The organism is Algoriphagus boritolerans DSM 17298 = JCM 18970, from assembly GCF_900108085.1.
GTDB classification, from domain to species: Bacteria; Bacteroidota; Bacteroidia; order Cytophagales; family Cyclobacteriaceae; genus Algoriphagus; species Algoriphagus boritolerans.
Window position 1 is genome coordinate 111,112 of sequence record NZ_FNVR01000002.1, and the last position, 23,457, is coordinate 134,568.

General features: G+C 44.1%; 19 protein-coding genes. 14 read left to right on the forward strand and 5 right to left on the reverse strand.

Features of this window, described 5'->3' with window-relative positions:
- Positions 1-105: 105 nt before the first annotated feature.
- The 4 genes from C4S61_RS02570 (at position 106) to C4S61_RS02585 (ending at position 4,401) form a co-directional block, all read left to right on the forward strand.
- A complete protein-coding gene (locus C4S61_RS02570; RefSeq protein ID WP_103923239.1) occupies positions 106-1,401 on the forward strand; it encodes a DUF2851 family protein in 1,296 nt (431 codons plus the stop codon).
- 332 nt (positions 1,402-1,733) lie between these two features.
- On the forward strand, positions 1,734-2,369 hold the full coding sequence (locus C4S61_RS02575; RefSeq protein WP_103923240.1) for an acetyltransferase: 636 nt from the start codon (positions 1,734-1,736) through the stop codon (positions 2,367-2,369).
- 186 nt (positions 2,370-2,555) lie between these two features.
- Positions 2,556-3,566, forward strand: coding sequence for an oxygen-dependent tRNA uridine(34) hydroxylase TrhO (trhO, locus tag C4S61_RS02580; RefSeq protein WP_103923241.1), 1,011 nt, complete (start codon positions 2,556-2,558; stop codon positions 3,564-3,566).
- Positions 3,538-4,401: a nucleoside phosphorylase gene (locus C4S61_RS02585; RefSeq protein WP_103923242.1), complete on the forward strand. Its 864-nt coding sequence runs from the start codon at positions 3,538-3,540 to the stop codon at positions 4,399-4,401. Before trhO ends, C4S61_RS02585 begins: the two co-directional genes overlap by 29 nt.
- Positions 4,402-5,219: 818 nt before the next feature.
- Here the strand turns inward: C4S61_RS02585 and C4S61_RS02600 are convergent.
- The gene (locus tag C4S61_RS02600; protein WP_103923244.1) at positions 5,220-7,136 is read right to left on the reverse strand and encodes an ABC-F family ATP-binding cassette domain-containing protein; all 1,917 of its coding nucleotides are present in this window, start codon (positions 7,134-7,136) and stop codon (positions 5,220-5,222) included.
- Between the two features lie 262 nt (positions 7,137-7,398).
- Between C4S61_RS02600 and C4S61_RS02605 the strand changes: the two genes are divergently transcribed.
- From C4S61_RS02605 to C4S61_RS02615, 3 genes are all read left to right on the forward strand, one after another.
- Positions 7,399-7,884 (forward strand): peptide deformylase, encoded by a 486-nt coding sequence (locus C4S61_RS02605; protein WP_103923245.1) that lies wholly within the window; start codon positions 7,399-7,401, stop codon positions 7,882-7,884.
- A 258-nt stretch (positions 7,885-8,142) separates the two neighbouring features.
- Positions 8,143-9,087, forward strand: a complete 945-nt coding sequence (locus tag C4S61_RS02610) for a pyridoxal-phosphate dependent enzyme (protein ID WP_103923446.1) — start codon at positions 8,143-8,145, stop codon at positions 9,085-9,087.
- Positions 9,088-9,174: 87 nt separating this feature from the next.
- A complete protein-coding gene (locus C4S61_RS02615) occupies positions 9,175-10,299 on the forward strand; it encodes an App1 family protein (protein WP_103923246.1) in 1,125 nt (374 codons plus the stop codon).
- A 98-nt stretch (positions 10,300-10,397) separates the two neighbouring features.
- On the opposite strand, the gene C4S61_RS02620 is transcribed toward C4S61_RS02615, so the two are convergent.
- Entirely contained in the window at positions 10,398-10,937 is a 540-nt protein-coding gene (locus tag C4S61_RS02620) for a hypothetical protein (protein ID WP_103923247.1), read from the reverse strand.
- A 252-nt stretch (positions 10,938-11,189) separates the two neighbouring features.
- Between C4S61_RS02620 and gltX the strand changes: the two genes are divergently transcribed.
- The 7 genes from gltX to C4S61_RS02655 all read left to right on the forward strand — a co-directional run bounded on the left by gltX (position 11,190) and on the right by C4S61_RS02655 (position 20,696).
- Entirely contained in the window at positions 11,190-12,728 is a 1,539-nt protein-coding gene (gene gltX, locus C4S61_RS02625; RefSeq protein ID WP_103923248.1) for a glutamate--tRNA ligase, read from the forward strand.
- Positions 12,729-12,735: 7 nt separating this feature from the next.
- Positions 12,736-12,924 (forward strand): hypothetical protein, encoded by a 189-nt coding sequence (locus tag C4S61_RS02630; RefSeq protein WP_103923249.1) that lies wholly within the window; start codon positions 12,736-12,738, stop codon positions 12,922-12,924.
- Between the two features lie 88 nt (positions 12,925-13,012).
- On the forward strand, positions 13,013-15,649 hold the full coding sequence (locus C4S61_RS02635) for a carboxypeptidase regulatory-like domain-containing protein (protein ID WP_103923250.1): 2,637 nt from the start codon (positions 13,013-13,015) through the stop codon (positions 15,647-15,649).
- Between the two features lie 45 nt (positions 15,650-15,694).
- Complete coding sequence (locus C4S61_RS02640) at positions 15,695-18,451, forward strand: TonB-dependent receptor (RefSeq protein WP_103923251.1); 2,757 nt, start codon at positions 15,695-15,697, stop codon at positions 18,449-18,451.
- A gap of 34 nt (positions 18,452-18,485) precedes the next feature.
- Positions 18,486-19,136 carry an outer membrane beta-barrel protein gene (locus C4S61_RS02645; protein WP_103923252.1) on the forward strand — a complete coding sequence of 217 codons (651 nt, stop codon included), beginning with the start codon at positions 18,486-18,488 and terminating at the stop codon, positions 19,134-19,136.
- 73 nt (positions 19,137-19,209) lie between these two features.
- Complete coding sequence (gene aroQ, locus C4S61_RS02650; RefSeq protein ID WP_103923253.1) at positions 19,210-19,638, forward strand: type II 3-dehydroquinate dehydratase; 429 nt, start codon at positions 19,210-19,212, stop codon at positions 19,636-19,638.
- Positions 19,635-20,696 (forward strand): aminotransferase class V-fold PLP-dependent enzyme, encoded by a 1,062-nt coding sequence (locus C4S61_RS02655; protein WP_103923254.1) that lies wholly within the window; start codon positions 19,635-19,637, stop codon positions 20,694-20,696. Before aroQ ends, C4S61_RS02655 begins: the two co-directional genes overlap by 4 nt.
- Before the next feature lie 112 nt (positions 20,697-20,808).
- Here the strand turns inward: C4S61_RS02655 and C4S61_RS02660 are convergent, their stop codons facing one another.
- From C4S61_RS02660 to C4S61_RS02670, 3 genes are all read right to left on the reverse strand, one after another.
- Entirely contained in the window at positions 20,809-21,795 is a 987-nt protein-coding gene (locus tag C4S61_RS02660; RefSeq protein ID WP_103923255.1) for an SAM-dependent methyltransferase, read from the reverse strand.
- A gap of 124 nt (positions 21,796-21,919) precedes the next feature.
- Positions 21,920-22,507, reverse strand: coding sequence for a flavodoxin family protein (locus tag C4S61_RS02665; RefSeq protein ID WP_103923256.1), 588 nt, complete (start codon positions 22,505-22,507; stop codon positions 21,920-21,922).
- 6 nt (positions 22,508-22,513) lie between these two features.
- Positions 22,514-23,305 carry an SDR family NAD(P)-dependent oxidoreductase gene (locus C4S61_RS02670; RefSeq protein WP_103923257.1) on the reverse strand — a complete coding sequence of 264 codons (792 nt, stop codon included), beginning with the start codon at positions 23,303-23,305 and terminating at the stop codon, positions 22,514-22,516.
- Between the last annotated feature and the right edge of the window lie 152 nt (positions 23,306-23,457).

Consider the following 23,457-nt stretch of genomic DNA (forward strand, 5'->3'; position numbering starts at 1 on the left):
TTAACCCTCCAAGGGTTTCGAACCCTTGGAGGGTTTGCCTAAATCAAGCCTTGACTTCTATTTCTGAATTCTCTAAATTCCATAAACTTTTAGTCTTTGGGAATTATGAATTTCAAAGAGGATTTTTTACAGCTGGTCTGGAAGTATCAGTACTTCGACAAAAAATCGCTGTTGACCACAGATGGTCAGAACGTACAGATTATGAATGTTGGCTTTCACAACCAAAGCGAAGGTCCGGACTTCAGAGATGCTACAGTGGTCTTGGATGGCGTTTCCCTTCATGGACATGTGGAAGTTCACCGGCTGGCCTCTGAATGGAAGCAGCATGCCCACGGCGGCGATCCGGCATACAATTCCGTCATTCTTCACGTGGTTTGGGAAAATGATCAGGAAGTCCTACGAAATGATGGAACTCCACTTCCAACTATCGAGCTCAAAGGCAAAATCTATCTTGAAATCTGGAGAAATTATGAGCAACTGCTCGATTTCAAATCCGACCTACCCTGTGCCCATGCCTTGGGTATGGTTCCGGAAATCATTCGATTTTCGGCACTTGAAAAAGCCCTGGTGGAGCGGCTTCAGGAGAAATCAGAAATGATATTGAAAATCCTGGATCAAACCAAAGGTGATTGGGAAGAAACTGCTTATCGTTGGCTGTTCACTTGCTTTGGATTCAAAATCAACAGTCAGCCGATGGGTGAATTGGCAGCTTTGGTTCCCTATAAAATCCTTCAAAAACACCGGACGCAGGTTTCGGCATTGGAAGCGATGCTCTTGGGTCAAGCCGGACTTTTGCCCGAAAAAAGCGATGAACCCTACGTTCAGCATTTGATTTCTGAGTATAATTTTTATCAGAAAAAGTTCGGGTTCACCACAAACATGCTCCGTCAGCATTGGACCTTCATGGGTGCTCGGCCTACTAATTTTCCGACACTACGAATTGCGCAATTGGCAGCAATTCTTTCCAAAGCACCAAACTTGCTGCAAGCCGTGATGGAAGACAGTCGGGAATTTTCAGTTTTTAAAAAACTCCTTCAAGTTCCGCCATCCGACTATTGGAAGTATCATTATTCTTTTGCTAAGCCTACCGAAAAAATCGCCTCCAAGGGCATTTCAGGCAGTTCATTGGAGCTATTGATTATCAACTTTGTGATTCCGCTTTGGTTTGCGTACGGTCGATACTTTGAGCAGTCAGAGTGGCAGGAGCGCTGCTTTGACCTGATGCAGACGATTCCTGCAGAGAATAATTTCATCATCCGAAAGTATGGGGAGAAAGGTTGGAAAGCTGAAAATGCTTTTGACTCGCAAGGCATGATCGGTCTTTTTCGCAACTATTGTCAGCCACAGAAATGCCTTTCCTGCAAAATCGGACAAAGTCTCCTCAAGGGTCAATCCAAATGAAGCTTTGCGTAAGCGAGACGTAGCATAGCCTAGGTCAGTGTCTCCACTGACCGAAACAAAAAATTCAACATGAAGGAATTAAGGACATTAAGGATTTTGTTCAATCCTGAGGTTTGACTGTTTTTATTCATTGATGGCAATCATCGGTTCTTAATTTCCTAAATAACCTTAATGGTTTAAATCAAAAGGGTTAAAGACAAAAGTTCCTCATCCGATTTTTTTGAGAGATAATTATACGCTTATCCATTCGTGCTTCGCTTTCCCAATCCAAATGAAGCTTTGCGTAAGCGAGTCATTTCCCGTACTTTTGCAGGCCAAAACCAATAGAATTCATGGACAAACCGGTGATCATTCTGGGAGCAAAAGGAATCGCTCATCCCGCACTTGAGATTTTCAACAGCAATCAAGTCATCGTCTATGGCTTTTTGGATGAGGATCAGAGCCTTTATGGAACAGAAATCAATAATATTCCGATTTTGGGAAATCCTGAAGATGAAGGTTTTTTGAAACTGATCGGGAAAAAGACGGAAGCCTTCGTTGCAGTGGACGATGTGAAATACCGCAAATTTCTTGTCGAAATGCTGGTCGAAAACCGAAAGGTCCAGCCGGTAAACGCCATTCATGAGCGTGCTTACATTTCCACAGATGCAGCTTTGGGTCACGGCAACTTTATCAATGCCAAAGTGACCATTGGTGCCGGCGCAAAAGTGGGTAGTCATTGCATCTTCCATACCGCCGTGATCGTTGATCACAACGTAGTGATTGGTGACTTTGTCCAGATCGGTGCCGGATCGATAGTAAATGCTGATGTGACGATCGAGGAAGGGGCATTTATCGGTTCCGGAGTCACTATCGTGGCTGGTGTAACAATTGGTAAAGGCGCTCGAGTCGGCGCAGGCTCGGTCGTAATAGGTTCCGTTGGAAAAAATGAAACAGTCTTTGGGAATCCAGCGGCGAAGATTAAGTAAGAAGTACGATTTAAGAAACACGAGGACTTAGTGAAATCAAAGTCATTGTTCGAGTGAAGTAGAAAAAAAATTAAGTTGAATATTGAATTCTGAATGTTGAATATCGAATGATGAAGTAAAACATCGGTCATCCAGCATCGGACATCAAACAAATACCAAACACCCTGCCGAAACAGGGCATTAGTTATGGAAACAACAACAAACAAGCCTTATAGCATCCTGCTATACTATTGCTACGCAAAAATTGATAATCCCGAGGAATATCGGGAAGAACATCACCTGTTCTGCGTCGAAAACAACATCCGTGGCCGAATCATTATCTCTGATGAAGGGCTGAACGGTACAGTTTCTGGACTTATCGAGGACTGTGAAAAGTACATGGCTTATATCCACGCCGATCCTCGATTTGCCAAGACTGAATTCAAAATCGACTCCTTTGACAAGCATGCGTTTACCAAAATTCATGTGCGGTACAAGCCTGAAATTGTACACTCTGCACTTCGCCACTTGGATCCAAATGTGAAAACAGGAAAGCACCTCGAGCCTGAAGAATTCAAAAAACTGAAAGATCAGGAGGATGTGGTAATCCTGGATGTTCGCTCCAATTATGAGCACGAACTCGGGCGATTTAAGAATGCGATCACGCTTGATATTGACAATTTTCGGGATTTTCCTGAGAAAGTAAAGGAGCTGGAGCACCTGAAAAACAAGAAAGTGCTAACCTATTGCACCGGAGGAATTAAATGCGAGAAGGCCTCAGCATTCCTTTTAGAGCAAGGTTTTGAAGATGTGTATCAGCTTCATGGCGGCATCATCAAATACGGAATGGAAGCTGGTGGTGAAGATTTCGAGGGCAAGTGTTACGTCTTTGACAATCGAATTGCTGTAGAAGTAAACAAGGTAAACCCAACCATTATTTCTAAATGTCACGTGTGTGGCATGGCAAGTGACCGCATGGTCAACTGCGCCAATCCTACTTGCAACGAGCATCTCCCGATCTGTGAAAAATGCGGTTGGGAACTGGACGGCGCTTGCTCTGTTGAGTGCAAAGAGAACCCCGACAAGCGACCTTACGATGGGACCGGCTATTATCAAAAAAATACCAACGGATACAATCCTTACAAGGGTCTTCACCGTAGGCCAGAAAAGGAACTCAACAAAAAAATTCATGGAAAATCAGAAAATTCCTGCGTCTGAGTTAATCATCCATCCTGACGGGAGCATTTACCATCTGCATTTGAAGCCAGAAAATCTGGCTTCACTTGTTTTTACTGTAGGAGATCCAGACCGAGTCCATTTGGTTTCAAAGTATTTTGATCAGATTGATTTTAAGATGGGCAAGCGGGAGTTTGTCACGCATACCGGTTTGAAAAATGGCAAAAAGGTCACTTGCATAAGTACCGGAATGGGTACGGACAATATCGAAATCCTGATGACGGAGTTGGATGCTTTGGTTAATGTGGATTTGGAAAACCGGGAAATCAAACCTGAGAAAACAAGCCTTCAGATCATTCGAATGGGGACTTCAGGTAGCATGCAGACCGATTTGCCAGTTGGGACCTTGTTGGCATCCGAGATAGCGATCGGCATGGATACCTTGATGGTTTACTATCCAGAATTGAGGGGAGATCAAAGCTTGGCAAAGGCTATTCAGGCGGAGTTAGGCCTTTCATTTCTACCCTATCAAGCTTCTGCTTCGGTTAGTCTTATTGAAAAGCTTGACCAAAACTTTGTGAAAGGTGTAACCCTAACCTGTCCGGGATTTTATGCGCCTCAGGGGAGAGAAGTGCGATTAAAACCACGATATGATCAGATGATTGAGCGACTTTCTTCGCTAAGAATTGACGGTAAAAGACTGACCAATTTCGAAATGGAGACAGCAGGCTATTATGCCATGGGAGAACTTTTAGGTCATCAAATTTTAAGCCTAAATGCCATCGTAGCGAATCGACCTTTGAAGCAATTTGATCCCGATGCTGATAAAACAGTGGATCGGTTGATTCAAAAAGCGCTGGAAATATTCACCAAATGAGTTTGTTGACTGAGCAAATTTTCGAATCGCTAAAGGATAAAGTAACTCCTTATTGAGAAGTTTCCGGAGGAGTTACGGCAGGATTTTTTGAAGGGAAGGGTTTGAAATTTGCCACAAAGTCACAAAGTTTTCAATTTGAAACACTCTCAACTATCCAAGGACTCCAAAAGTGCTTTGATATATTGGTCGGTTACATTTTCCTTGTCTGATTTGTCAATAATTGAAAGTAGGTAGATTCGTTCTTTTTCCACTTTCACCCAAGTTATTAACCTGCCTCCCCCGCTTTTCCCCTTACCCTTGCTTTTGATCGAAAATCGGATCTTTTAGCAGTTTTTGTAAACTTCTACTCCCAATTGAGGATTTTTAAAAAGTTGATTTCCCAAAATTTCCAGATCAGATTCAATTGAGGCATATTTCTTTCTAAGCTTTTTTAGTTCTTTCAAAAAATTGGAAGTGGGAACTAGCTTATAGCTTATCCATTAATTCTTTAAATGAAGAGTAACTTTTCGCATCTTTCTCTCCCGATTCGATCTTTTTAGCTTCTATAAAACCTTCAGCGATTCCATTCGCTATTTCCAAAGAATCTATAGAAATGGAACTGGAAGACTTGAAATTTATATTAAGGGATTTCAAAAACGCCTTTATTGCTCTGGAATCTTCTGGATTTTTGGACTCAATGACGAAAGTTTCCATAATTTCTATTCTAATTAGTTTAAGATAAGCTATTTAACGAATCTATAAAAACATAAGTTAATCCAAACCTACTTTTACCCTATTTCTTAAATTTCGATAAACCTTTGTGTCGTAGCGGCGAAACTTTACTCAATCCCCTCCAATTCACTCAGTTCCAACCAAGTCAGTTCCAACTCCTCAAGTTCCTTGTCAATGGTCTGAAGGCGGTTGGATTTGGTCATCAATTGGTTGACATCGGAAATTCCGGCAGCTATTTCTTCGGATATTTTAGCCTTTTCAGCCTCCAGCTTTGCCATCGTTTCCGTCACCTTTTTGAACTCCTGCTTTTGCTTGAAGCTCGCCCTTACCCTGGGTGTAGCCTCGGACTTCTCAACTCTAGTTTCTTGCTTCTCGATACTCGATTCTGGAGTCTTGATACTTGTGTCTTGATACTTGCTACTAGTTTCATTCTCCTTTTCCCATTCCCTGAAATCCGTATAATTCCCCGGAAAATCACGGATTTTTCCTTCTCCCTCAAACACAAACAAGTGCTCAACCAAGCGATCCATGAAGTATCTGTCGTGAGAGACAATGATTAGGCAGCCAGGAAAGGTGTCCAAAAATTCCTCCAGGATATTCAGCGTCATCAAATCCAGATCATTCGTAGGTTCATCCAGGATCAGGAAGTTCGGATTCTTGATCAAGACCATCAAGAGTTGAAGGCGTCTGCGCTCCCCGCCACTCATTTTGGCGATCGGGGTGAATTGCTGCTTGGGTGGAAAGCCAAACTGGGTCAAAAACTGGCTTACCGTAATCGTCTGACCCTTATCCAAAGTCACAATTTCAGCCACTTCTTTTACCACATCGATCAGGCGCTTTTCCTCATCAAATCGGTCTTCTTCCTGACGGTAATAGCCGTAAGCCGTCGTTTGACCCACAGAAATTTTACCTGAATCGGGTTGATTCAAGCCCGTGATCATTTGCAGAAAAGTCGTCTTTCCGGCACCGTTTGGCCCGACTATTCCTACACGGTCTTTCTTTCTGAATACGTAAGAAAAGTCTTTAACAAGGGTCTTATCTCCGTACGCTTTAGAGATTTTGTCGATTTCGAGAATCTTATTTCCAAGCCGCTGAGTAGAAACTGTCAGCTCAATATCCCGCTCTTCCCGCTTGGCAAAGGCTTTTTCTTTGGTTTCCTCGAAGGCATCGACACGGTATTTGGCTTTGGTACCACGGGCTTTTGGCTGACGGCGAATCCAGTCCAACTCTTTTTTATAGAGACTTTTGGCTTTCTCGATTTCGATGTCCTCGTTTTGCATCCGCTCGGCTTTCTTGTCTAAGAAATAGCCATAATTGCCTTGATAGCGGTGGATTTTGCCCTGATCGAGTTCGAGGATTTCATTGGTGACTTTCTCCAAAAAGTATCGATCGTGAGTCACCATAAATAGTGAAAGGTTGGCCTTGGCCAAATAATCCTCCAGCCACTCGATCGTCTCCAAGTCCAAGTGGTTGGTAGGTTCATCAAGTAAAAGCAAATCAGGTTTCTCGAGGATAGCTTTTGCTAGCGCAACTCGCTTTCGCTGACCTCCTGAGAGCGTGCCAACAGGTAGATCGGTGTCATGCAGGCCAAGTTTTCCGAGCACTTCCTTCACCTGATATTCAAAATCCCAAGCTTGGAATGCATCCATTTTCTCAAAAAGGTCAGACATCTTATCCGAGTTGTCAATCCCATGCTCGGAGTCCAAAAGTGCCTTGTGATAGTCCTCGATCACCTTTAGGATTTCACTGTTGCTTTGGTCAAAGATGGTCTGATAGATGCTCAGCGAACCCTCAAACACCGGGTTCTGATGGACGTAGGCGATTTTAACCGACTGATTGATGCCGACTTGGCCGGTGTCGGCGATTTCCTGACCCATGATGATCTTCATCAGGGTGGACTTTCCAGCGCCGTTGATGCCGACAAGTGCTATTTTTTGACCTTGGGAAATGCCGAAGGATATATTTGAAAAAAGCTTTCGTTCCCCGAAAGCCTTACTGAGATTCTCAACTGAAAGGTAATTCATGGGGCAAAAGTAAGGGAAATAGGGCTATTCCTTGGTATTTGAAAAGAATGAAATATGGGAGATGAGAAATACATAGAAATACATTGGAAATAAGTCCTCCTTCGTCGGACGAAATATTTTGCGAAGCTTCATGTTAGGAGCGCTGCATATATTAATTTATTTCACCGACCGCAGGGAGGTATATTTCCATTGTATTTCGCAAAGCATATCTCTATTAAAACCCACGAAGTATATTTCGAGCATCATATCCCATATTTACCTAATGAAAACCATCCACGACATCCTCAAACTTGGGGATCCTAGACTCTACGAAGTCTGTGAACCTGTGTTCGAAACGGATCTTCCGCTTGTGCCAGAATGGACACAACAACTCCACGAAGCCATGGAAGATATCCGACGGGTTTATGGGTTTGGGAGAGGAATCGCCGCACCGCAATTGGGCATCATGAAGCGGATGTTTTACCTAAATCTGGATCGGCCCTACATCATTTTGAATCCCGAATTGAAGAATCTGAGCGATGAAAAATTCGAGCTTTGGGATGACTGCATGAGTTTTCCCAATCTTCTGGTCAATGTAAAACGTCACCAATCGCTGAGTTTGGAATACCGGGATGAATACTGGGAAAAGCAAACATGGACCGTGGAAGGAGCGATTTCGGAATTAATTCAGCATGAATATGATCACCTGGACGGGATTCTGTGCACGATGCGGGCGATTGATGAGAAGAGTTTTCGGTGGAAAGGATAGGTTGAAATAAGGTAGAAATGCTGTAGAAAAAACCCGACTCCGTCGGGTGAAATAAAAATGAAAATCAATTGAAATCAGCTCACTTTAGCTTCAAATACGGCTCAAATCAAAGTGAAAATGAGCCGTATTTTGATGTTTTTATACTTCTATTGAGCCGATTCAAGCTCTAAACCTACAATTCGGCCCTATTTCACTTTGCGAAGCAAAGTCTATTTCTACAGTATTTCCATTGTATTTCCCTTGTCATATCTTTACCCCATGAATTTCCCCACCCTCTCCGATATCCGTGCGGCGCATGACCGCATTCAGTCCTTTATTCACCGAACCCCGATTCTCACTTCCACCGCAATCAATGAAATCGCAGGTTGTGAGATTTTTTTCAAATGCGAAAACTTCCAAAAAGTCGGCGCCTTCAAAGCCCGTGGTGCCGCCAATGCCGTCATGAAACTTACCCCCGAGCAGCGAGAAAAAGGAGTAGCGACTCACAGTTCGGGAAATCATGCCGCTGCCCTTGCCCGTGCTGCAAGTGTGGCGGGAATTCCTTCCTACATCGTCATGCCTTCCAATGCACCCGAGATCAAAAAGAAAGCCGTCAAAGGCTATGGTGGAGAAATCATCGAGTGCGAACCCAATCTCAAAGCGCGGGAAACTACGCTGGAAGCTGTCGTAGCCCGAACTGGCGCGACTTTTATCCCGCCCTATGATTTTATGGATGTGATTGAGGGACAAGCAACCTGCGCTTTGGAAATACTTGAGGATCAGCCTGATCTGGACATTGTGATGGCCCCGGTGGGAGGAGGAGGTTTGTTGGGCGGTACCGCTTTGGTAACTCACTATCTAAATCCTGAAATTAAAGTAATCGCAGGAGAACCTACGGGAGCGGATGATGCGTATCGATCTTTTCATGCAGGAGAAATAATTCCCCAAACCGATCCAAATACCATTGCCGATGGATTGCTGACTTCGCTGGGAAAACTGAATTTCGAGCTAATTCTAAAGTATGTGGATGATATTCTGCTGGCTACCGATCCGCAGATCATCGATGCGATGCGCCTGGTGTATGAGCGGATGAAGATCGTGATTGAACCTTCCTGTGCTGTTCCTTTGGCGGCTTTACTGGCGAATAAGGACCGATTTGCCGGGAAAAAAGTCGGAATTATCCTCTCCGGTGGAAATGTGGATTTGGGGAAATTGCCGTTTTAGAATCCATCAAATTTAGAATCCATCAAAAAATACGTTTTGATAAAGATTTAGCTTAGTGATCAACCAAAAAATCTAAATCTTTACCCTATGCCTTCTTCCATCTTTTCTAGATTTCGCATTCTCCCTTTACTCTACTTTTTGAAGCAGCAAGTTTCGAAGGTTAAGCTTTGGGTTTGGGTGAAAGTCGGGTTTGTGAAAAAGGTACAAATCCAACCTTATGCGGGCTATGGAAATGGAAAAGAGTTGTACTTGGCAGGGAGAGTTTTGGCAGATCGGGATATTCAGGCATCCACTCCTGAGGATCGATTTTGGCGGAATTTCCGGAAAATGAGGAAACGCTTTCTCACGATCGTATTTCCCGGAGTGGACGTGGAGGCAGAATTCGGAGGGAAAACCATCAAAGTCACCACAGATGAAGAAGGGTACTTTGAGATTATACTTTCATTGGAAGAAATAGAATGGAGTCAAGGCTGGCAACCCATACGGCTGCGATTGCTTCATGATCTGCTTGGACGAGCCACTGAGGTTGTTGCCATTGGAGAAGTTTACTTTCCGGTCGCCAATCCAGATTATGGGATCATTTCCGATATCGATGACACGATTCTGACCACGGGTGCAATGCGGATGTGGGAAATGCTGAAAGTGACCTTTACCCAGAATGCGCACACCCGGATTTCATTTGCCGGAGTGTCGGAATTCTACGATGCGCTGCGCAAGGGACGGGATGAAATTGTTAGCAACCCGATTTTTTACGTGTCGAGCAGTCCTTGGAATATTTATGATTTTCTAATGGAGTTTTTGGACGCGCACGGGATTCCCAAAGGACCTTTGATGCTTCGGGATATAGGTTTATCACGGGATCAGTTTATTGCCGGAAGTCATGAAGTTCACAAGCTGAAGCAGATCAATCATATTTTGGAGGTGTTTCAGGAGTTGTCCTTTATCCTGATTGGAGACAGTGGGCAGAAAGATCCGCAGATTTACTTTGAAGTGGTGAAAACCCATCCGGGGAGGGTTTTGGCAGTCTATATTCGGGATGTTTCGGGGTCAGACCTAACTGATTTAATTGCAGAATACCTCATTCAAGGTGTCGAGTTGATTTTGGTTAAAGACACCACAGCCGCTGCGGCACATGCCCTTTCGAAAGGATGGATTTTGCCAAGTGATACGGAAAAAATCAAAGATCAGAGAGTCAAGGATGAGAAGGAATAGGTTCAGAATTGCGAGCTCAATTTTGTTATTTAAAGAGGGTTTAAAATAGTAAGAGGCTATCTCAATTTTCTAGACCGCCTCTTACTATGTTTAAGTTGCTATGAAAATGCCAAGTCCTCCTGATAGACTAAATCCCAGGACTCGTTTTGCTTTTTAAATACCTTTAGCCTTAGCGTATAATTAATTTCAAACACCTCACTTTCAAGGATTATCCCGTAGATTTCTTTGTCGATACCCTCCGAAATAATGGGATAGGAATAAGAGAAAATAGTCTTTTTAGGTACAAATCCTTTAGTTTTGTTTAATTTATCTTTGCAGTTAAGACATTTTATATCTATTAAAAGGTGTTTGTTGGATTTTAACTTTTGTTCAATTTTTCGCCTATCATTCTCGTCCAAAAGGCTGTCCAAATCAAAACTTTTCTTGCTGTTGCTTAAGTTTTTAATTGTAGTAGGTAAATCTGAATAAGAATTAAAGCCCGATTCTTCCCAAGAAAGAAACCGCTCATCTAATAGCGCATTTTCATTTGTTTCGCAGGCTAGATAATTGATTAGATCGTATTCATTTCGACACTCTTTCTTGGTATCTAGAAATCCAATCAACAGTAGACTAGCAAGGATTACTTTTAGGAAAATCATTGGCGGGATTTTTATAGATCATACGGGAATTGAAGCAATCTGTATATAAGGAGGAAAGAAATAGTTGAAAATACTTATAAAATCAGAAGATAAAATTTCAAATAGTTTCATTTATATTATGGATATGCTTTCCCATCATTTATACTTTCCCTTTTTTGATCGCCCATTCCCCGACATTTCCTTATCTTTGCCCCCTGATTTGGCCAAACCAAAACCCGGATTTGCGGGTTTTTAGCTGAGAATAAGACATCCATGAACAGAGAAGTTCGCGTACGATTTGCTCCATCTCCGACCGGAGCATTGCATATCGGCGGCGTCCGCACCGCCCTTTACAATTACCTTTTTGCCAAGAAAATGGGAGGGAAGTTTCTCCTCCGCATCGAAGATACCGATCAGACCCGCTTCGTACCCGGAGCAGAAGATTACATCAAGGAATCTCTGGAGTGGCTGGGAATTTCTCCTGTGGAAAGCCCTTGGAATCCGGGAGACTGTGGACCCTACCGTCAGTCAGAGCGCAAGCCGATGTACATGCAGTACGCGCTGGATTTGGTGGAAAAGGGGCATGCCTATTATGCTTTTGATACTCCTGAGGAGCTTGAAGCCATGCGTGAGCGCTTGACTGCTGCCCGCGTGGTCCAGCCCCAATACAACAGCATCACCCGAACTCAGATGAAAAACTCCCTCACGCTTCCGCCCGAGGAGGTGAAGGCGCGCTTGGAGTCCGGTGATCCCTATGTGATCCGCGTAAAGATTCCCAGAAATGAGGAAGTACGGCTCAATGATATGATCCGGGGTTGGGTCTTGGTTCACACCAGCACCTTGGATGACAAAGTCCTGATGAAGTCTGACGGCATGCCGACCTATCACTTGGCCAATATCGTGGATGATCATCTGATGAAAATCACACACGTGATTCGTGGTGAAGAGTGGTTGCCATCTGCCCCGCTTCATGTCTTGCTTTATAAATATTTCGGATGGGAAGATACCATGCCTCAGTTTGCCCATTTGCCGCTCTTGCTGAAGCCGGACGGGAATGGAAAGCTTTCTAAGCGGGATGGGGATAAGTTGGGATTCCCGGTGTTTCCATTGAATTGGGTAGATCCTTTTACCGGAGAAAAGTCCTCAGGATTTCGTGAGCAAGGCTTTTTGCCGGATGCTTTCTTGAATTTCCTCGCATTCTTAGGTTGGAATCCCGGTGACGCAAGGGAACTTTTCACTTTGGATGAAATGGTGGAAGCGTTTACTGTAGAGCGAATCGGGAAGTCAGGGACGAAATTCGACATCGCCAAGGCAAAATGGTACAATGAGCAATACCTAAAATCCAAACCAATTGCAGAACTGGCGGTGTTCTTACTTGCCGATGCGAAAAAAGATGGAATAGTGATTCCCTCGGACAAAATCGACCCAATCCTTAATCTTGTTAAAGAGCGGGTGACTTTCCCTGCCGATCTGTGGAAAGAGAGCAAGTTTATTGTCATTGCTCCGACTGGTTTTGACGAAGAAGTGGCTTCCAAAAAGTGGACTGCTGATGCAGCAAAATTGCTTGGAAAATATGCAGTTGCTTTGGATAGCTTTAGCGGTGAGTTTGATGCAGTTTCTGCAAAAGCATTGTTGGAAAGAACAGCAGAGGCTGAAGGAATTAAATTGGGGAAAGTGATGCAGGCGGTTCGACTTGCGGTGACAGGTTCCGGTGCAGGACCGGATTTGATGGTAGTTTTTGCTATCTTAGGAAGTGCCGAAGTGGCCAAAAGAATCCGATTTGCGTTAAATACCTTGACAGTCGCAGCATAACCATAACATGGCAAAGAAAAAGAAAAAAGAAGAAGAGCCACGAGTTCATGATGAGCTCAAGGGCTTTAAAATGGAGATCAATTCCTTCGGGGAGATTTCGTCCAGTTTTCCCATTGACAAGATCAATGAATTTCTTAACAAGAATGTGGAGGATAAAAAATTAAAAGACAGAGATGACCTCAAATCAGATAAATAATTTTCTGAATGTTAAAAAACAAAACTAAGAGCTCCAGATTGGAGCTTTTTTATATACTTGAAGCGACATTCTTTAAACCTTTGTAAAAATGAGCTATAGAATCATTTTTTCGCTGCTTTGTTTTTTCCAAGCAGCATTTGTAACCGGACAAACTTCCCGAATCCAGGGCAAAGTCACGGATGAAATCACAGGCAATCCGCTGCAGGATGTCCATATTTTCATTCCAAATACTACCTATCAGGCATTTTCAGATTCTCTTGGGAGCTTTGTGATTACAGGTGTACCGGAGGGGAAATGGGAAATCCAAGTATGGAGACATGGGTGGGTAACCCATCGCGAAATGCTCTTATTAAAAGCAGGACTTCAGAAAACCCTTGAAATCAAGCTTTCTCAAATCACCGAATTGGGTCCACAAGGAGCCGACCTTTCCAAAGGTCAGTCAGACAAAATTCTGGATCAGTTAATGGAAATCTTTGTCGGATCCGATTTCAAAAAGAGGGAAATTGCCCTGCTCAATCCTGACAAACTGCTGTTTGAAAAACTGGAGGATAAGAGCTATAGGGTTCATTCGATAGGTCCGATTTTTTTCTCAAATAATGAAACCGGCTACCTGATTTCTACCTATTTCGAACCTTTCATCCTGGGCTCTGGAGCGAAAATCACTGCAAACTACAGCTATTTTGAGCTGCCTGGAGCGGAAGGACAAGCCCCAGTCTGGCGTAAGCGACGTATGGATGTTTATCAGGAATCTCCACAGAAATACCTCTCTGATTTGATGACGGGTGTGGTGGAAAAATTTGAAACGAATCCAAATCCTGAAGTGTCTTTCGCCGGAAATCCGGGAGATTACCTTCTGAGTTTCACCAAGCCATTGACGGTAAACTTACCCGATGGCAGGAAGGGGGTATTGAATTATTCGGGTGAAAAGCTTGAAGTCAAATTCAATGGAGCACCGGTAAATGCTGAAGCTTTGCTTCTAAGTGGCGTGTTCTCGGATAGGAACCCGATTTTCGGTTTACCCGCCAATTTCAACGCAGAAAAACTGATCAAACTGGCAAACTTGGAAAAGACTGCCGAGTCGATGCAGGAGCGAATCTTTGTTCACACGGATCGGAAGCATTACTGGCCGGAGGAAAACCTTTATTTCAAAGCCTATCTGAATTATGGAAACCCCCTGATGGCTGATGAATTGAGCAAGGTCCTGCACGTAGAGATCTTGGATAGCACAGGCTATCAGTGGATCCATCGCGTATTTAAAATCAACGGAGGAGTCGCGGCGGGTCATTTGGCATTACCGAATATTCAGGAATCAGGTAATTTCATCCTCAGAGCGTATACTGCCTGGGGGCAAAATTATTCTGAAGGGGACTTTTTTCAGCCTATTCAGATCCTCAGTCACCAGTTTCAGCCAGAAGGGACCGAAATTCAGCCAGAAGCAGTGGGCGTTGGTGTTTTTTCAGACAAGCAGTCCTATGAAGGAGGAGAACAGGTCAAACTTAATATCATGGCCTTCAACCCTGGCGGAAACCCAGTCAATGCCAATCTTTCGGTGACGGTTTTGGATTTGAATCAGGCAGTAGCCATTTCTGATGCCAAAACGATGGAGGAGAGTTTTCAGCCGAAATTGGCAAAGACTCCGATAGAAGATTTCCCCATTCTTCCTGAAACCGGCTTTTCGCTCCGAGGCCAATTATTGAATACCAGTGGTCAGGCAATTCCCGGCAGCCTGAAAGCATTTATCAACGGTTACAACGATGTCAGATCGATTGGAACGGATAAATCAGGAAATTTTGAATTGCCCCCTTCCAATTTTGAAGGAGATTTTGAAATCGCCTTACAGGCTACTGACAAGGATGCACGCCCGGTGAGAAATGTCAGTTTGAATATCAAAAATTACCCCCTTCAATCCCTTCCTCAATCGTTCAAATTCCCCACTGTAGTCCCCAGAGGGATCAAACCTTCCCCGGACATTCAGCCACTCCGGGATTTGGAGGTCGGGGAAATCTTAATGGAGGAAGCGATCATCGAAGATAAGCGAGAGCTTTCGGTGGGTCCCATGATCTATGGGAGACCGGATCGCGTAGTCAAAACTGAAGATATATTTCTAAACGGAACTCCGATCCAATTTTTGTATGCTTTGGCAGCGCAGGTACCTGGAATGACCGTTTATGGAGCTCCTCCGGCGATTCGCTTCCGTGGCGGAGAGCCATTGGTTTTAATCAATGGTGCACCGATCAATTCAGCAGGAGGGGGTACATTTGGAGGTACGGGAGGAGGACAGACCGCGTTTGATGTGATCAGTAGTTTGGACGTTTTCTCCATTGAGCGGGTAGAAATCATCCGGAGGCTGGTGCCTCAATATGGTGATCAAGGGAGAAACGGAATTATTTCCATCATCTTAAAATCCGGTTTGGATCGAACCAAAGCCATGGAGGCGAATATGAATAACTATACCATCTTTAATCTGGATGGTTTTCCTGCCTATCAAGCCTTCGAAGAACTTGAAAAATCCAGAGCCGGGTTTCCATTTCTTACTGAATTTAAGCCCACACTTTATTGGAATCCCTACCTTATCGCTACGGAATCCCGCATGAGTCAACAAATTGAATTTCAGTTGAATGAGAAATCAGGGCCGATCTGGGTTGAAATCCGGGGAATTACCGACCTCGGAGAGCCGATCTATGGGTCCTTCCTGATCAATGGATCATCTTCGCTGGGAAAATGATTCAAAAATCGATTACTTGTAACAGCTAAACCAACCGCCACAATTATGAATAAAAATGCCTATTTTCTCCTTCTGGCTTTTTTTGGATTTTTCAACCTTGCTTTTGCCCAAACGGGCACAATCACAGGATTGGTCAAAGATGCAGAAACCGGCGAATCGCTCCCCTTTTGCAATGTTTTCATCAATAACACCACGATCTCTACAGTCACTGACTTAGATGGGAAATTTGTCCTTTCAGGTCTTGAACCTGGACCGTTGGAAGTTGGATTTTCATTTATGGGCTATGTCGCAGAGACCCGGAAAGTAACCCTAAATGCCGGAGGAAATCTGACAGTAAATCTCTCGATGAAGCCCTTTGCAACGGAATTAAATGACGTCGAGATCAAAGCCTCCCGCGACAAAACATGGGAGCGGGATTTGAGGAAGTTCGAAAACCTTTTTATCGGAATTGACGAAGCGGCTGCAAAAACCCAAATTCTGAATCCCTGGGTAATTGATTTTCCCGCCTCCAGCGAAAAGGGAGCTTTTACCGCCAAAGCAGACTTACCAATTGAGATTGAAAACAGATTTTTAGGCTACAAAATCACTTTTAATCTGAATGAGTTTTTTGACTCTCCGACCAATTATCGAATTGTGGGTGCAGCAAGATTCGAAGAAATGAATCCTGCCTCTGATACTGAAAAATCCACTTGGGAAAAAAACCGAGCAGATGTCTATCGCAAATCACCCATGAATATGTTTCGAGCCATCCTGAATGGAAGCCAGGAAAGGGAGGGCTTTTACCTTTATGGAGACAAAGGTGGAGGATCTGCCAGCCGGAATATGCGAAGTGATATTTTTGCCAACGAATTGGGAAATTCTGTGGTCGTGTACAAAGCCGATCCCTTGGTGACGCCGACCAGTCCTCCTGGACAGTACTTTATCAATCTCAAAGGCCGAATTGAAATTCATTACCAAAAGGGTTTTGCGCAAGCCAATACGTATAAGGATGCCCCATACCCCATTTCTTGGCTGGAAGTAACTGGTGGAAAAGTGAAGGTCCGTGAAAATGGGATGGTGATGAATCCTCAGGATTTGATTTTCTCCGGGGATATGGATCGCAAGCGGATTTCCAATCTGCTCCCATTGGATTACAATGCTCAAAAAGCCATCCAACTGCAAGATCTCGCAAAAACCGCCAAGAACTACCAGGAAAAAGTCTATCTGCATACCGACAAACCCTATTATTACGCTGGAGATCAGGTTTTTTTCAAGGGTTATTTTGCCTATGGAAACTCCTATCTGCGGGATGAACTCAGCAAAGTGCTCCATGTGGAATTGATCAGTGGGGATCGGGATATCGTAATCGAGAAAAAATTCCAGATTCGCGATGGTATTGTAGTCGGTGACTTCTATCTGGCGGATTCTCTTTCAGGGGAAAAGTATTTTATCCGGGCTTACACTAACTGGATGCGGAACTATGGACCCAACCAGTATTTTCTCCAACCCATCAGCATCCTAGATCCATACAAACGAATCGCCCCGGAGGAGACTGTTACCACATGGGTCAATCGAGGAGCTGCAATTAAAGCCGACAAATCACAATTTGGTCCGAGGGAAAAAGTCACCGTCACGCTGAACGTAAGCAATGAAAAAGGTCAGGCAATTCCTGCTACACTTTCTGTAGGAGTCTGGGATGCAAGGCAGGTAGTTCCGGTCAGGAGAACTGTCGAGATGGAAAATTCCCTCGATCTTCAGGGCGTTCCAGAAACTTTGGGATTGGATCGATTTTCTTATCCTATCGAAAAAAGCCTAAATCTGACAGGGACTGTGACCGACGAAAAAGGCAAAGGAACAGCGGCACAGGTTACCGCTTTTGTCAATGATTTTCAGGGAATGATCGACCTGGAGTCAGGAAGTAACGGGAATTTTGTGTTGGAGGAAATGGAATTTTATGGTCCGATGAAGTTGGCTTTCTCGGCCTCTGACAAAAAAGGGAAGCCGCTGAATATAGACCTATTCACACCATTGAAAGCTCCTATAGCACTTCCTTTGGATTCGTATTTTCCAAAATTCATCACACTTGCCACTCCGGTGAGAGTTTTTGAACCTTTGGAGGAAGTCCAGCCTGTTTCAAAACAAACTAATTCCAACACCAAACCAGCTATTTATGGTAATCCGGATTTCATAGTCACCGGTGAGGAATTGACCAAAACTGGCAGTAATACAGATTTGGTCAACAGTCTGGTAGGAAATGTGCCCAGTATGCGTGTAAATACCACCGGTGCGACCGGGCAACAGTCCATCCGGATTCGTGGAGGGGCTGTCTCTGGCTCTGGCAGCATGGAGCCTCTGATCATGGTGAATGGAGCCATCATGGGAGTGACTGGGGGAGCAACAGCAGCCGATAACCTAAGGAGCATCAATCCATTTGACATAGATCGGGTGGAAGTGGTCACTAGAATGGCACCGATGCTCGGAGATCAGGGAAGGAATGGAATCATCGCAGTCTATCTGAAGGATAATCTGGACTCGGGTCTGGATGGACTAGCCGGTCAGCCTGGGTTGAAGGAATTTGTCGTGGAAGGATATCAGCCGACAGGAAATTTTGTTCCTGTAGACTACGAGCAGATCTCTGAGCCTGTTGAAAAGGACGATCGGCAGACGCTTTACTGGAACCCATTCCTGGTTGCAGATGAAAAAGGCACAGTCAGCTTTTCCTTTTTTACCAATGATTCGGAAGGTCCGGTAGTGGTGGAAGTTCGAGGATTGGGAATTGACGGGGAGGTTATCGTTGGGACCTTTATCCTCAATCAGAGGTAGGTGTCAATTGATCAGGATATCCTTAAATTTGACCATGAAAAAGTTTTTGGTTCTCCTCTTTTTTCTGTCGCTTTCTTTTGGAGCATTTGCTCAGCTGAGTGTAGGCATAAGAGGAGGATATTCCACCTCTTCATACAGTTATCAACCATTGGCCTCCACTAGAGCTAGAACTGTGGAGGGTGTCGGTTCGCCGACTTTTGCTTTTGTGGCAGAGTATTTCAATTCAAAAAATGCCGGAATTGAGCTGAATATTCAGCAGCTTACACTTGGATTTCGGCAGTTGAATGCAAATGAACAACTGAATCAGACTGAACTGACTTATCTCAAGATGCCCTTGTTGGCAAGTTTTTTTGCAGGAAGGTCGGGGAGGTTTCAGATCAAGTTTGGACCGCATCTGGGTTTTTTGCTCCAAGCCAAAGATATTTCCAGACAGTTTGATGGATTGAATCCACCGGAACTTCCCACTTACGGTGGATCGGGAGATAATCCAAATAGATTTATGTATGGAATGACTGCAGGTGCTGGTATATCGAAGCTTTTTGGCAAAAGCACGATATCCGGAGAAGTCCGATTTGCCTATGACTTCACCAATCCGGAGGCTCAGGACAGGATTTACGACATGAACTCTACGAACCTGGAGTTTACGCTAGCTTACCTTTTCAGAATAAGAGAACCCAAGTTTTAAAGTTCGCCAACTGAGGTTGTATGCTTCAGCGGACTACTTAACTTTGAGCCAAAGCCCTTAAACCTATCTATCAGTGAAAATACAAATCATCAACGGTCCCAATCTCAATCTGCTCGGAAAGCGGGAGCCTGAAATATACGGTAGTGAGACATTCGAAGACTACTTCGAAAATCTCCAAAAGCGTTTTCCTCAAGTGGAGCTTCATTATTATCAGAGCAATGTGGAAGGGGAGCTGATCAATAAAATCCACGAGGTGGGATTCAGTTTCGATGCTATTCTCCTCAATGCCGGAGGCTATACGCATACCTCTGTGGCGATCTCGGATGCGATTTCCGGTGTCACCACACCTGCAGTCGAGGTTCACATTTCCAACATTTACAAGCGTGAGGAGTTTCGCCACAAGAGCATCATTTCTAAGTCCTGTGTCGGGATGATTTCAGGTCTTGGGCTCAAGGGATACGAACTTGGCGTGCTGTATTTTCTAAACTCTCCAGACCTATGATCACATTTGCTCCGGGACCGTCCAAAGTCTATGACGCGCTTCCACACTATTTGCAGGACGCCTACAATCAGGGAATCCTAAGTGCCAACCACCGCAGTGGAGCCTTTATGCAACTCTATCAGGAAACCGAACACCTCATGCGTGAGAAGCTTCACATGCCGGATGATTATAAGTTGCTTTTCACCTCATCTGCTACGGAAAGTTGGGAAATCATTTCCCAGTCTGTTGTTGAGCAAGCCAGCTTCCATATCTATTCGGGTTCTTTTGGTAAAAAGTGGGTGGACTACGCCAAGCATATCATTCCAGCCACCTCAGCTTTGAAGCTCGAGGCAAATCAATCAGTCGATGTCGCCGGTTTGGACATAAATGAAGAATTTGACTTGATTGCAATTACTCAAAATGAAACTGCTAATGCATCTCAGGTTCCGATGGAGATCATCGCCGCAATTGGAGAGAAATATCCGGAAAAAATGATTGCAGTCGATACCACTTCCAGCATGGGCGGAATTGAATTGAACTTTGCGCTAGCCGATATTTGGTACGCTTCGGTACAAAAGTGCTTTGGTCTTCCCGCGGGTTTGGGGGTGTTGATAGTATCTCCGAAAGCTATCGAAAAAACGCAGCGAAAAGGCGAAAAAGGGCGATACAACAGCTTGAACTTTATGCTGGAAAATGCGGCAGGATACCAGACGCATTATACGCCAAACGTTTTGGGGATTTATCTTTTGAGTAGGGTTTTGAAAGATCTTGTCGAAATCCAGCATGTGGACGCCAGATTGAGAGCCCGCATGCGAAAGTTGGAGAATACCATTGCGCAATCTGAGAAATTCAGAATGCTGGTAGATAACGACAAAACCCGAAGCACCACTGTGATGGCAGTCGCTGGTTCCGAAGAGTTGATCTCAGCGGTAAAAAAGGCTGCTGAAAAAGAAGGAATGCAGTTGGGAAGCGGGTATGGCCCATTGAAACCCACGAGTTTCCGGATTGCCAATTTTCCGGCGATTACAGATGAAGAGTTTGACCGCCTGATTGAATTTCTGAAAAATTACCAAGCCTAATTTCTGAATTAAAACTTTCGACAACCTGATAATCAAGTTTAATTTAAAATCAAAACACCCCGGCCAAATTGATCTGGTCGGGGTGTTTTTCGTTTTTCTCAAAATCAAATTTTTATAATCGCTCGAAAACAAGTCTGGCGTGTCCCATGATCTCTCGCTCAAAGCAAACCCGATTTGGACGTACCCGCAAAATGGCTAGTTGATGTCTGAATTCCTTATCAGTAAATAATTTTGGAACCAAAGAGGCAAACCACAGGTATTTTTTCAGGCTGAATTTGTAAAAACGCTTCGTCCACTCCCGATTCGTTTTGACATAATCCAATCTTCCATCACTGTAATAAGTATTTTTGAAATACGGACTTGCAGTTCGAACGACGTGCTCATATCCGTACGGAATCCATGAATCCGGATTATGCTTTAGTAAAAGAGCCATAATGTAGCTGTCCGAATCCTTAGGTGCATTGATGTCAATCTGATCAAATGGCATCATATTTTTCTCAAAAGTCATGGTTTGCATGTAGAACTTTCTGCCTGGTTTGAGCAGATTGTACACGTGCTTGAAGTAGTCTTCGTAAACTTCATCCTGTCGGCCGTCAAGATAATCTTTGACAGAGGCCACATGCTCAAAACTCCCGAAAGCGGTGATCGCATCGAAGGTTCCAAAATCTTCAGGCTTAATATATCGCGCGTCCTTAATATAGGCAGTTAATCCATTTTGCCGGCAGGCATTCACCTGACCGTCGGAGAGATTGACTCCTATGCCTTCCGCTCCGACGACGTCTTTGAGGTATTTGAGCCATCCTCCCCATCCGCATCCTAAGTCCAAAACCCGACTTCCTGGCTTAATATCCAAAGCTTTGGTAACAAATTCATGTTTTCTTCGCTGGGCTTCTTCCAGAGACATGGAATAATCTCCCAGATACATCGCATTGCTGAATACCGGATTTTCGCCAAGGCTATATCGGATAAACTTGTCAATATTGGTATAAGTGAAGTCCATTTCCTTCTTCTTATCCCAGGCCTGTCCTTCGCGCTCACTTACACTCGAACCGCTCCATGTTTTGGTCAAAAGCTCCTTGTTGATGTCTGTTTCTTCCATTGGTTTTTTGTTTGGGTTAATACTGGGGTATAAAAAATTGATTTTCAGTAATCTAAAAGTTACTGGTTCTTTTCAAGAAAAAAAAAACAGGATGCTGATCTTCAATAAATTCCAGTTGGTTTGGTCACTTCCAATCTGGAGGATTATGGAAGGAGACAACTAGTTTAGCCACTCGGCTTCCTAAACCGAACCCTTTTTTTAAGAATAAATCGTCCATTTCCCCTTCTCCAAAAGGTCCCTCACCAGTTACTGCTGAAGCTCCAAATGCGGTCTCAGTTTCTTCCCCACCCACTACGATCATCCCATAGATCAGCATGGAATGGAGGATGTTCAGCATAACCAGCTCTTCACCGATCGATATTCCTCCGCCTGTAGAAAAGGCTGCGCCGATTTTATTTTTCATCGGTGATCCCTCAAAGGGCCAGGAATTGATAAACTCCTGAATCGCCGGAGCTACGTTTGCATTATAAACTGGTGATCCCACGATGATGGCCGAAGCTTCCAATACATCACTTTCCCCGACTTGGTCGATGGGCAAAAGTTTTACTTCGACTTCAGGTACCGACTTGGCACCTTTAGCCACTGCCTGTGCTAGTTTTTCAGTATTTCCGGATTGGGAATAATAGGTGATCAGAACAACAGGATTTTCTTGAGAAAAAGAACTGAAAATCGATCCAATCAAAAAGTATAGAAACAACGTGAACTTCCTCATTTTCAATTACTTTGGCGACATTTTATCTTTAATCATTCTCCCTAGGCTTGGGAAATATTTTGCAAGAAAAACAATGAATTTTCCGTGTCCTGTGAAAACAAATACACTTTTCCTCTTCTCAATAGCCTTGACCATCACTTTCGCAGCTTTTTCTGTAGTCCACATCAATTTTGCCGGGCGGGGATCCTGTCGTTCTGGATGGAAATTTCCCTCGTTATCAACTCTGGTAATGTTGCTTTCGACCATGCCCGGATGGATAATCGTACAGGAAACCCCGGTTCCTTTCAATTCCATTTGAAGGGACTCTCCCATGTTATGAACGGCCGCTTTGGATGCCCCATAGGCCCCAGTTCCAGGATTTGGAACAAAGGCCGCAACACTTCCCAGCAAAACCAGCCGACCTTTTGTTTTTCTGAGATGCGGCAAAGCAAACTTGCAGGAAAGCGCCAATCCAGTCACATTCACCGCCAATTGGCGACTCCAGTCTGCTTCATTCAGGTCTTCAATTTTCCCCAAAACTCCATAACCAGCATTGGCGATCGCTACATCCAACTTACCAAAATCGCGGATAATTTCATCCACACAATTTTTTATGCTTTGGGAGTCCAATACATCGCAATGATAGGCGTTGGCTATTCCGCCTTTTGCCTCGATTTCTTTTACTACTTCCTCTAATAAGTCCATTCTACGAGCTGAAACGGCCAATTTTGCACCCTGGGAGGCGAATTCCAATGCCATGCCTTTTCCCAATCCAGAGGAAGCGCCAGTAATCCAGACGACTTGATTGCTTTGTTCCATATCCGAAGGTTGATAGTAGTCGTATCAAGTTAAACTAATATCGATTGGTTTCAAAAAATGCTTTAATCCGTCATGGGGCTAATTATCTAATAATGAACTTTTGAATGCAGTCGTTCTGGCTGCAAAAGATAGTTTCGGAAAGCTTTGATTTT